The 10,873-nt window shown below is 44.8% G+C and carries 11 protein-coding genes; 9 read left to right on the top strand and 2 right to left on the bottom strand.

From position 1 onward, the window contains the following. The first annotated feature begins 116 nt into the window (after nt 1-116). The 4 genes from AC1DLM_RS33170 to AC1DLM_RS33185 are packed head-to-tail and all read left to right on the top strand — an operon-like array spanning nt 117 to nt 2,708. On the top strand, nt 117-1,016 hold the full coding sequence (locus AC1DLM_RS33170) for a hypothetical protein (RefSeq protein WP_441986616.1): 900 nt from the start codon (nt 117-119) through the stop codon (nt 1,014-1,016). 19 nt (nt 1,017-1,035) lie between these two features. Next, complete coding sequence (locus tag AC1DLM_RS33175; protein WP_441986615.1) at nt 1,036-1,689, top strand: stalk domain-containing protein; 654 nt, start codon at nt 1,036-1,038, stop codon at nt 1,687-1,689. A gap of 27 nt (nt 1,690-1,716) precedes the next feature. After that, nucleotides 1,717-2,148: a type IV pilus modification PilV family protein gene (locus AC1DLM_RS33180; protein ID WP_441986614.1), complete on the top strand. Its 432-nt coding sequence runs from the start codon at nt 1,717-1,719 to the stop codon at nt 2,146-2,148. After that, nucleotides 2,145-2,708 carry a prepilin-type N-terminal cleavage/methylation domain-containing protein gene (locus tag AC1DLM_RS33185; protein WP_477572364.1) on the top strand — a complete coding sequence of 188 codons (564 nt, stop codon included), beginning with the start codon at nt 2,145-2,147 and terminating at the stop codon, nt 2,706-2,708. The genes AC1DLM_RS33180 and AC1DLM_RS33185 overlap by 4 nt, the downstream gene beginning before the upstream one ends. A gap of 57 nt (nt 2,709-2,765) precedes the next feature. On the opposite strand, the gene AC1DLM_RS33190 is transcribed toward AC1DLM_RS33185, so the two are convergent. Both AC1DLM_RS33190 and AC1DLM_RS33195 read right to left on the bottom strand, forming a co-directional pair. Then, nucleotides 2,766-4,265, bottom strand: a complete 1,500-nt coding sequence (locus AC1DLM_RS33190; RefSeq protein WP_477572365.1) for a hypothetical protein — start codon at nt 4,263-4,265, stop codon at nt 2,766-2,768. A gap of 91 nt (nt 4,266-4,356) precedes the next feature. Next, a complete protein-coding gene (locus AC1DLM_RS33195) occupies nt 4,357-4,965 on the bottom strand; it encodes a nitroreductase family protein (RefSeq protein ID WP_441986611.1) in 609 nt (202 codons plus the stop codon). A 156-nt stretch (nt 4,966-5,121) separates the two neighbouring features. Here AC1DLM_RS33195 and AC1DLM_RS33200 point away from each other — a divergent pair, with 156 nt between their 5' ends. The 5 genes from AC1DLM_RS33200 to AC1DLM_RS33220 all read left to right on the top strand — a co-directional run. Continuing rightward, nucleotides 5,122-5,334, top strand: a complete 213-nt coding sequence (locus tag AC1DLM_RS33200) for a hypothetical protein (protein WP_441986610.1) — start codon at nt 5,122-5,124, stop codon at nt 5,332-5,334. 59 nt (nt 5,335-5,393) lie between these two features. Beyond that, the gene (locus AC1DLM_RS33205; RefSeq protein WP_477572366.1) at nt 5,394-7,682 is read left to right on the top strand and encodes a DEAD/DEAH box helicase; all 2,289 of its coding nucleotides are present in this window, start codon (nt 5,394-5,396) and stop codon (nt 7,680-7,682) included. Continuing rightward, entirely contained in the window at nt 7,679-9,097 is a 1,419-nt protein-coding gene (locus tag AC1DLM_RS33210; protein ID WP_477572367.1) for a ribonuclease H-like domain-containing protein, read from the top strand. The genes AC1DLM_RS33205 and AC1DLM_RS33210 overlap by 4 nt, the downstream gene beginning before the upstream one ends. Before the next feature lie 99 nt (nt 9,098-9,196). After that, complete coding sequence (locus AC1DLM_RS33215) at nt 9,197-10,000, top strand: Fpg/Nei family DNA glycosylase (protein WP_477572368.1); 804 nt, start codon at nt 9,197-9,199, stop codon at nt 9,998-10,000. Between the two features lie 15 nt (nt 10,001-10,015). Next, the coding region (locus tag AC1DLM_RS33220; RefSeq protein ID WP_441986606.1) for a deoxyribonuclease IV at nt 10,016-10,873 on the top strand (858 nt) is incomplete at its 3' end.

The following is a 10,873-nucleotide window of genomic DNA, read 5'->3' on the forward strand; positions in this document are numbered from 1 at the left end:
AGCCAAGACTCCTTCTACCGCAAACCAAGCTTCAACTGCACAAAAATATAACGTATATGAAGTAGTTATTGAAATTACACTGAGAAATCCTGTTACTAGTAAATAAGGGGGGGCTTATGAATAAAGAACAATGGCATCATCTCATAGGTCGATTAAGATCCCCGGCAACCATTTTGTTTCTCGTAATACTTGTAGGATGCTTGATCAATGGATATATTGTTGTGAGTGATGTGCTTCCACCCTCGAAGCAGCATTTAACACTTCAAATGCAACTGAGTAAAGTTGAGCAAGAAAAAAAACGAATTCTGCAGCGACCTATTCCCAAAAAAGTGGAAGAAAATGAGATTCAGCAAGCATTGTATCAAGTACCAACGAAAGAAGAGTTACCGCGTTTATTACTTGGTATCAGAGAGCTAGAGCAGCAAGTTGGGTTATCAATTCTTTCGATAAAATTCGGTGACCAAGGGCCAGCGAGCAGCTCGGCAGATAGTTTAATAAATGCGAACGGGCAAGCGAACATTACGCAGGGATATACGACAAACTCGAATGGCTTTCAACAAACAGCTCCATCATCAAGTCCAACWGCTGGTGCTACTCAGCAGAATCAGACGCAAACGGTCATCATGGAAGAATCATTTACAATTCAAGCATCGGGTACGTATCCACAAATTATTGACTTTATGAATAAGGTTCAACGTAGTGAGCGTTTTATTTCGATTCAAAAATGGAGCTGGCAAACAGCTGCAGTAAAAAGCAGTCATACAGAGCAAACAGACATTTCGAATGTACTTCCAGCAGTGAGCATCACAATACCAAATCAGACAGAGGACCAAGAGTCGAAACTTCAAGTTACTTTGGAATGCTCCTTTTATTATGCGCCATCTTTTGCTGGGAAATTGAAAGAGCTGCCTGCTTTACCGGTAAATGAACCAAGTAAGCGAACGAATCCGGTTCAAACAGATGAAGAGTATTTTAAACAACTCCAGCAATTACAAGCTTCTAAGCCAGCTAATTAATGTAAAAGGGGATAATTGAATGATTAGGAAGTACAAACTGATTCTTTCAATTGGGATCATTGGCTTATTCACGATGAGTGGTTCGGCATGGGCGGAAGATCAATTCCGAAACGTTGAAGTGTTTTTCCAAAGAATAAATGTAACCATTAACGGTCAACAAAATACCCTCACGAAAGACTCAATATTGTATGATGGATCCGTGTACGTGCCTTTACGTAGTTTATCCGAAATGCTAGGCGCACAGGTTGGTTGGGATAGTGACAATAGGAGCGTAGCACTTGATTTTATCCATGATAATAGGAATGAGCTCTTCACAGCTTCGCAGAAAAAAATGGTTCAATATGTGGCTATTCGAAATAATCAAATTACCAAAGATTTAATTCCTATGTTTAAAAACACAGAATTCAACGATCTGAAAAGTATCGTTGAGCGCTATGCAGAGATCAGCAAAATCGCGAAAGACATCGATGATCTCACGATGTCCCAAACCATCGATAAAATGAAAGCTGCCATCATTTTATTACAAACCGGTTGGGAGAAGAAAAATACGGATGACTATATGCTGGCTTGGACGATATACAGTAAGAATGCTGACATTTTGAACAAGGATCTAACAACGAAATTATCAGAGTCGTATCACTATGAACTAATTGACAAGTCTATAAAAAAATGAAGCTGATTGAAGAGAGAAGGGATGCAAATGATAAGAAATGAGAGAGGGCTTACCTTACTGGAAGTGCTGGCTGCGACAGTTATTTTAAGTCTTGTCGTGTTAATGTTTCTTAATATTTCATCCTTTTCTATGATGTCAAATAAAAATGATGATTTGCGCGTGAATGCCTTACATTTAGCAGAGCAGAAGTTAAATGAATATAGGAGCACTTACACTACTGCCGTACCCGTTTTACAAAATTGGGCAGATCTTAATCCCGCATTAGATCCAGCTATACCTTATGGGGTATATGTTCAACAATCCAGCTTGCAAAATCCCCCATTTTCACCAGCTGTGTTTACGAACAGGAAATTAGTTTCACTTCAAAGTATCGTCTTATTCCGAGATGTAAGCACAACTCCTGCTACGCTAGTTCCGCGCATTTTGACGGTAACGGTTTACTGGGGGGCGACGAATTGAAGAATGAACGCGGTCTTACCTTAATTGAGGTATTAGCGACGCTGACCATAAGCACTGTATTGTTGGGGGTAGTTTTTATGCTGCTATCCTCGACAAGCCTTYAATCCAAATCAAGTGGAGAGAAATACAATGTTGATGCGGAGATTCGTAAAACGATGGATACGATTGCGAAAGAGATCAGTGATTCAAATCATGCTTATGCAGCAACGAATGACTTTCGTTATGTGACTTATGTATCAGGCACTAGACAAGTGAAATCGCTGTATTATGATGCTGCTGCGAAAACGTTATCGATGTATGACTTTAATTCTTCGACTATTCAAGACAGTGTAACTTTAGCAACTCCTGGAATCTATACGAATCAAAGAGTACTAACCTCTCATGTTACAGGGCTACAGTATTTGCCTACTGTAGGGAATACACCACTATTTGGGAATTTGATTGGCGGTTCAGCATTCAGGATGGTTATGACTTTTACATTTCAGCGTTCAAAGATGTTCGGTGGGTTTGAGAATTACAATGTGAAGAGAGAAACAGGATTTAAACTGCTTCAATATTAAACTGAAAAAAAGCCCGAAATGCTTAGGGGGATTTGTCCCTAGCATTTGGGCTTATTTTTATTTTCTAATCGGATTCCAATCAGGTGGTGGTGAAGGAGTTGGTGATGTTGATGTTGGTGAAGATGGTGTCGGTGTAGCGGATGAAGTCCCACTTAATTGTAAGGACGTTACAGGCGGATTGGATGTTCCAGTTGTAATTGTTTTATTGTTACTAAAGTCAATTTTCCCTGCAACAGCAATAATGCCCCMTGTAGTAAGGTTAATTTGAGTCCCAGAAGTAAAATCTCCTGATACAAAGATATCTCCTGAAGTAACTTTAAACTCAGCATTATTTTTAACGTAAATATTTCCAGAAGCTAGATTACCGTTTGAGATATTCAAGGTGGTTTKGGTTTCAATTTTAAATGTGTCATCGATTGTCATTTGTTTAGTCGTTACGGTACCTCCATTGCTAAGTGTCATACTTCCAGCATAGAGGTTATTATCAATTTTCAATGTAGTCTGCGTGCCTGTAATAAAGCTGTTTTCGCTCCACAAGTTGCCGTAGGTGCCGCCATTGCCGCTCTTAATTGTTATATCAAGTTGATTACTTCCAGTAATTTTTCCAGTTGTAGTTGGATTAGACGTAGTTTGGTTTGCTATTAGATTACCATACACTTCTAGATTTGAATTATTAATTGAATAATTATCTGCGATTAGAATGACAGGCTTTGTACTGGAACCAATAGTTTCAGTGCTGGAGACACTTAGTGTACCTGGCACATAGATAACAACAGGATTGGTTGAACTTGCACTAATATTCGATTTTACTTGACTTATGCTGCACGATGTGCAAGTGATTAGACCAGGTGTCTTTGTCACATTCAAATAGTCGTCTATGGCTGATGATACGCTAGATTTGATACTGGACATATAGCTGGTAATTGCCGGTGCAAGCGTTGTGTTTTTTCCTGCGTTAACATTGGAACTATTCCCGTACAAGACACCAACTCCCGCTGGAATAGGCACGGTTTGCCCCGGTTCAATGTGGGTCGATGTATTGGGGGGAGGGCCAGGTGTTGGTGTTGTTACTACGATTGCGTTAAATGCAGATATTTGAAATTTGATTAATTTACTATGTGCATTATTGACGGTAGCTTTGAAAAAAACATTATACACATTGTCAGCAGTAACGGGACCAGTGATTCTAGTATTGGTGGCAGCCACTTCAACATATTGCTCGTAAGTCGTTGCAATGCCCTCTGGAGTTGTAATGTTTCGTGCGACCCAACCTAATCCGTGCGTTCCCGAACCACCGCCGTACATATTGAAGTAGGTTCTTCGGTCCATTCCGTTTGCATAGGTATCGTAACTTTTCAGATAAGTAATAAAAGCTTCCATGCCGCTAACAGCTAGATCAGTAGCCTTTTTCTCATAGTCAGTTTGGCTATTGGCAAGTTGATTCGTTGAAGACGAAACAAGTATAACAGGTGTTGCGATCATCAGGACAAGGAGAATTAGAAGCACGTAGGTAAGCACATTTCCTCTTTCACTTTGGAGTGGAATAAGAAATTTCATGATGAACTCTCCTTTTTCGTGGATTACATATCTCCTATTATATCGAATAAAAAAAGGCTAGTATAGTGCTTAAGCACTATACTAGCTCAAATTACTTCGACAAATTTTGACCAAATTCACCTGTGAATACGATTTCGTTTATCGGGTGTCTGCCGGATGGGACTTCGCGTTCTTGCAGATTTTCAGGGAGGGCATCTGCAGGACCACGGTACCCGATGGCAATAACTGCATGAAGTTCGTAGTCAGCAGGAATTTGGAGTGCTTCGCGTGCTTGTTCACGTTCGAAACCACCCATCGCATGTGTGATTAGCCCTTGATTATTCGCTTCAAGCGCTAAATATCCCCACGCTGCGCCTGCATCGAATGCATGGCTAGGATTGTCTGTACCTCTTGGACTTTTGGTGTGCGAAATAACGAGTGTAAGTACAGGAGCTTTTTCACACCATACAAGGTTAAATGGATTAATAAATGTATGGAATTTAGCAAGTTGCTCAGGTGTATGGGCAACGATGAAACGCCAAGGCTGATTATTACTTCCAGATGGTGCCCAACGTGCTGCTTCAAATAGACTTAACAATACGTCTTCCGATACTTCTTGATTCGAGAAGGAACGAGGGGACCAACGCTCAAGAAACTGTGGATTAATTTCATGATCAGGTTGGCGGTGATCTTCAATTTCATTGGGTAAAGATGTGGACATAAGTTATTCCTCCTTATTGTGGATCTCATCCTAATTTTACCTTATTATAACTTTGATTACGAATTTCTCATTTTTTTGTTATCTTGTATGTCATTGGTGCAATTTGGCAAAGCTAGTTGATATGAACATGATGGACCAAGAAGAGGTGCGAAAACCGTGAAATTCACGAGTCATGATGTCATTATTATTGAAAGAGCTTTAAGAACTGCCATGAAACATGATCGAGAAGAGCACCGGTCGAGAGACTATCAAGAAGTTTTGTTCAAAATGCAAGAGAGTGCCAACCAAGCGCTGTCGGTCACAGCTCAGATCACTAGTGACCATGATGGCCTACGATACGATTATGATGATTCAGCTGATTTGATGTAGACATACGAACGTATATTCTGTAAAATGGAAGAAACGAAATGGGTAAGGAGATTCAGTTTATGAATCCTTTCACAGGTAAGGTTTCTTCAATGATAGAGATGATTGACGGGTTGCGCAAATCGCCTGAAATCATGCAACAAGTTACATACTGGCATACGATACCCCCAAGAGATCCGAAGCTGGCTGATTTTCCAGAAGGATTGCATGAGGGTATTTGTGTTGCGCTTCGACATAAAAACATCGGGCAATTATATACGCATCAGGCGGAATCGTTTCGCCAAGTGACGGCAGGCAATCACGTTGTTACTGTGACYCCGACGGCGTCTGGGAAGACGCTTTGCTACAACCTGCCAGTTCTTCAGAAGATCTTGGAAAACGACGCTTCGCGAGCACTCTATCTATTTCCTACTAAAGCACTGGCACAAGATCAGGTTGCAGAGTTGCAGGAAATGATTGAATTTATGGATGTGGATATTAAGACGCATACGTATGACGGCGACACACCGCCTACAGTTCGGCAAGCGATACGAAACGCAGGACATATTGTTGTCACGAACCCAGATATGCTGCATTCCGCGATTTTGCCGCATCATACCAAATGGGTGAAGCTGTTCGAGAATTTAAACTACATTGTGATTGATGAAGTACATTCCTATCGGGGTGTATTCGGCAGTCATGTCGCGAATGTGATTCGCAGGTTGAAACGGATTTGCCGCTTCTACGGTTCCAATCCGCAATTTATATGTGCTTCGGCGACGATCGATAATCCGAAGGAGCATGCTGAGCGTCTKATCGGTGAAACCGTTGCGTTGATCGATAATAACGGTGCGCCGGCAGGCGAGAAGCACTTTGTATTCTATAACCCGCCTGTTGTGAATCAACAGTTAGGGATTCGTAAAAGTTCCGTCTTGGAAACACGTACGCTAGCAGGCAAGCTGCTGCGGAGTGGGATCCAGACGATTGTGTTTGCCCGCAGCCGCGTGCGTGTGGAGATCTTGCTGACCTATTTGCAAGAGCTCGTGAGTCACGAGCTGGGCAGCAAGTCGATCCGCGGCTATCGCGGCGGATATCTCCCTAAGCTGCGCAGGGAGATTGAAAAAGGTCTACGTAGCGGGGAAATCCGCGGGGTTGTGAGCACGAACGCGCTGGAGCTGGGCATCGACATTGGCCAGCTGCAAGCTTGCGTGCTTAATGGCTATCCCGGCACGATAGCCAGCACTTGGCAGCAGTCCGGGCGTGCCGGACGGCGGCAGGAAACCTCGCTGACGATTCTCGTCGCGAGCAGTAATCCGCTGGATCAGTATTTGATCCAGAATCCGCGCTATTTCTTCGAGCGTCCGCCAGAGCAGGCGCGCATTCATCCAGATAACCTGATCATCCTCRTGGATCATGTGAAGTGTGCGGCCTATGAGCTGCCTTTCGAAGCGAATGAGAAGTTCGGTGAGGAGTCGCTCACCGATGTTCTGGAGTACTTGACTGAAGAGCAGGTGCTGCACCAAGTCAATGATCGCTGGTATTGGATGGAGCAGTCGTTCCCTGCTCATAACATTTCATTGCGCTCTGCGGCGCAAGAGAATTTCATCATTATTGATATGACCAATGGTCATCGCGTGATTGGGGAATGTGATCGTTTCAGTGCGCCAACCTTGATTCATGAAGAAGCTATTTATATCCATGAAGGCATACAATTCCAAGTTGAAAAGTTGGATTATGAAGAGAAGAAAGCGTTCGTGAGGCAAGTAAATGTAGACTACTTCACGGATGCGAGTATGGCTGTACAGCTCAAGGTGCTTCACGTGAATCGGGAAGGTCGTGTTGGCGGTCTACTTCGTCAATTAGGTGAAGTGACTGTTAACGCGCAGCCAACGATTTTCAAGAAAATCCGTTTGCGGACACACGAGAATATCGGCTCGGGGCCGATTCGATTGCCAGAAGAGGAGCTGCATACGAGCTCCTATTGGTTCACTTTCGACGAGGCGATGGCGGCAGGACGATCGGCAAATGACATGCAGCATGCGCTGCTTGGCATCGCTAACGTCCTGGCGCATCTAGCGCCGCTGTATTTGATGTGCGACCCGATGGATATCCGGGTCGTTCCGCAAGTGAAGGCAGTGCATAGCAAGCTGCCGACCGTATTCTTCTACGACCGCTACCCTGGCGGCGTGGGTCTTAGTGATCGGCTGTACGAGGTCCACGGACAGCTGATGGATCAGGCGCGCAGCCTGATCAAGAGCTGCGGTTGCATCAGCGGCTGCCCAGCCTGTGTAGGGCCGATCGAAGAGGTCGGCCTGCTGGGCAAGAAGCTCGCGCTGGAGCTGCTCGCAGAGCTCGATGGCGGTGCCCGATGAGCGGGCTCCGCGAAAGGCTCGGCCGCCTGCGGGGATCCGCAGCGGCTGGGGTAACACCGCCGCCCCCGCCGGAGGCAGGGGGCGAGTGGGCGCAGCTCGGCGCCCATATTGCGACGAGCCCAGCGGGCTCGTTCGTCATGCGGCGCCGCCAGTACGGCGCGGACAGCGTGCACGGCATCTATCGGCTGCGTGAGCTCGCCGATGTGGCTGCGCAGCTGTCCAGCTTTCACGACGGAGACGCCGTCGTCCGGCTCGAAGAGTTGCTCTTCTTCGATACGGAGACTACCGGACTCGGCGTCGGTGCTGGCAACGTGCCGTTCATGGTAGGCATCGGCTACTACACGGGCGAGCTGTTCACGGTTGAACAGCTCATGATACGCAACCCGGCAGAAGAGCATGCGATGCTGGTGTACTTACAAGAACTGTTAGGACGATACACGCATATCGTCTCTTATAACGGCCGTACGTTCGATTGGCCGATTCTCAAGAATCGCTTCGTGCTGAATCGTCTTAAACTAGATGACTCGAAGCTGCTTCAGCTCGATCTTCTGTATGCTTCACGAAGTCTGTGGCGAAATACGCTGCCCTCCTGTCGGTTGAGCAAGGTAGAGGAGAGCAGACTAGGTTTTGAACGCATAGATGATGTGCCAGGGTCTATGGCGCCAGCGTTGTACTTTCAATATTTGGCTGAGAAAGACCCTGCTGTTCTTCAGGGCGTGTTTATTCATAACGAGCACGATATTGTGACATTGGCCGCGTTGACGATCCATTTTGGCAAGCTGCTGCGTCCAGATGAGAATGATCTCGATCTCATTTCTAATCCTAATCCTAATCCAGAGCTCATTTCCAACCTTGACTCCGAAGAACTTTTTCGGACCGGACTCTGGCTCGACAAAATGGCAAGGCCTACCAAGGCGGAGCAATATTTCAATGTTTTATTCGAGAAACTAATGAATAACGAGTCTGCTGCCCAGTCAGCTGAACAAGAAACAGTCTTGCTACAATTAGCAGGCTACTATAAGAAAATTGGTCAATATAACCTGGCGATCGAGCTATGGAAGCAGGCAATTTTACTTAAACCTGCAAGCATTTCGTTGCAGCTAGAACCGTATTTAGAGCTTGCGATGTACTATGAACACCGTGAGAAGGACTTGGGTCAAGCCGTCTTTTATGCAGAGGAAGCGTGGGCGAGGCTTTGGCGGCGACGTGCGCTTCATCGAGGTGATCGGAAGATTAATGAGATTGAAGAAGCCTGGGAAAAGCGGATTGCACGTCTGAAGCAGAAAATGCGAAAGAAAGAGATGAGTGTACGAGCACTAGCAGATTCGTATCCATTATCTTCGGATAAAATGGTACTATCGAAAAGAAACAAAAAGACACCAAAACCCACTTACGTTAGTGAAGGTTTAATTTAAAAAATAGTCATCACATCTCATCCATTCTAACTATGGTACGCGTTTACGCAATCCGCCGATTGGTTATACAAGGTATAAAAATGGCAAGGAGTGATTGTCGTGCCTGAGCTTCCGGAAATGGAAACGTATCGTCAGCAGTTGACACGATTTATCATAGGAGTACCGATTACAGGAGTCGATGTGACACGTCCGAAGTCGTTGAATGTAGATCCTGAAGAATTTACGGGGAAGCTTATTGGTAATCGGATTGTGCGGATTGAGCGTAGAGCCAAACACCTACTGTTTCATTTGGCCACAGGTGAGATACTGCTTTTGCATCTCATGCTTGGCGGATGGATATTCTTTGGTACCCAAGAAGAGAAGCCAGATCGAACGATTCAAGTGGAGATTCATTTCGGGATCAAGAGTCTGTCCTTTATTGGATTGCGTTTGGGTTACTTGCATCTTCATACACCAGAGGTAACCTATAAGCTCTTACAAAAGCTTGGACCAGAACCGCTCGAACTTAACTTCGTACAATTTCGAAACGTACTGCGGCCTAAGCGGGGAAATCTTAAAGTGACGTTTGTGGATCAAACCTTTCTTTCTGGTATAGGGAATTGTTACTCGGATGAAATTTGTTTTGAAGCGGGTATTCTCCCTTTGCGGAAGGTACATTCTCTTACCGAGAATGAGCAACTTCAGCTCTACCAAGCTATGCAGGCTTTGCTTCGTGAAGCTATTGCCGTCGGTGGCTATATGGAAGAACCTCTTTTCGTGGGAGATCGTCTAACAGGACAATATCATCCGAAATGTCGTGTCTATGATCGTAAAGATGAGCCCTGTTTGCGATGTGGGAATCCTATCATTCAAACGGAAGTCTCAAGCCGTAAATGTTTTTATTGTGCCCATTGCCAGAAGTGAAAGGTCGGATTGAACATGTTTATCGGCGCCCATGTAAAAACGCGAGGCGGTTATTTGAATGCAGCCAAAACCGCCATTTCAATTGGTGCAAAAGCCTTTCAATATTTTCCGATGAATCCGCGGAGTTTGGCTACGAAAGTTATCAATCTTAATGACGCGAACGCATGTGCTCAATTATGTGAGGAACATGGCATTCTCTCCATCGGACATGCTCCGTATGCTTTAAATCCCGCAGCAGATGAGCCTGAACGTGAGATCATGGTTAACTTGCTAAAAAATGGCTTGGACATTACAAATGCCTGCGGTTCCGTTGGACTTGTGGTGCATTTTGGTAAATACACGGGAAAAGACCCGTTACAAGGTTACAAAAATATAATACAATGTTTGAATAGTGCTTCGGAGGGTTACACGGGAGCTTCTTTCATATTGCTTGAAAATCAAGCAGGTGAAGGTTCCCAACTGGGTCTGACCTTTGAAGAAATGGTGCAAGTTCGTAAGCTATGCGATTCACCTGAGAAAATTGGCTTTTGCTTAGATACGTGTCATGCTTTTGCTAGTCGACTTTGGCAAGGGACGGATTGGGCAGAACTGGAGTCGAAGGGAGATCAGCTAGATTATCTTCCTCATCTGAAAGCTATTCATTTGAATGATTCGGTGTATCCAATGGGATCGCGCCGTGATCGGCACGCCAACATTGGAGCGGGTCATATTGGTATTTCGAATTTTCAAAGCCTATTACACTCCCCCTATTTACGAGACATTCCAATTGTACTTGAGACAGGTACCGGGCGTGATGGCACGCATCGGGAAGAGATTGCGTTCGTAAATTCGTTATTGGAAAGGAAATGTGAGGATGATTCATGTATACTTAGA

This window comes from Paenibacillus sp. 01T442, from assembly GCF_056398345.1.

What these genes read in the sequence shown, in the direction of transcription:
- AC1DLM_RS33175 (WP_441986615.1), top strand. Translation starts at nt 1,036, where the DNA reads ATGATTAGGAAGTACAAACTGATTCTTTCAATTGGGATCATTGGCTTA.
- AC1DLM_RS33180 (WP_441986614.1), top strand. Translation starts at nt 1,717, where the DNA reads ATGATAAGAAATGAGAGAGGGCTTACCTTACTGGAAGTGCTGGCTGCG.
- AC1DLM_RS33210 (WP_477572367.1), top strand. Translation starts at nt 7,679, where the DNA reads ATGAGCGGGCTCCGCGAAAGGCTCGGCCGCCTGCGGGGATCCGCAGCG.
- AC1DLM_RS33195 (WP_441986611.1), bottom strand. Translation starts at nt 4,965, where the DNA reads ATGTCCACATCTTTACCCAATGAAATTGAAGATCACCGCCAACCTGAT.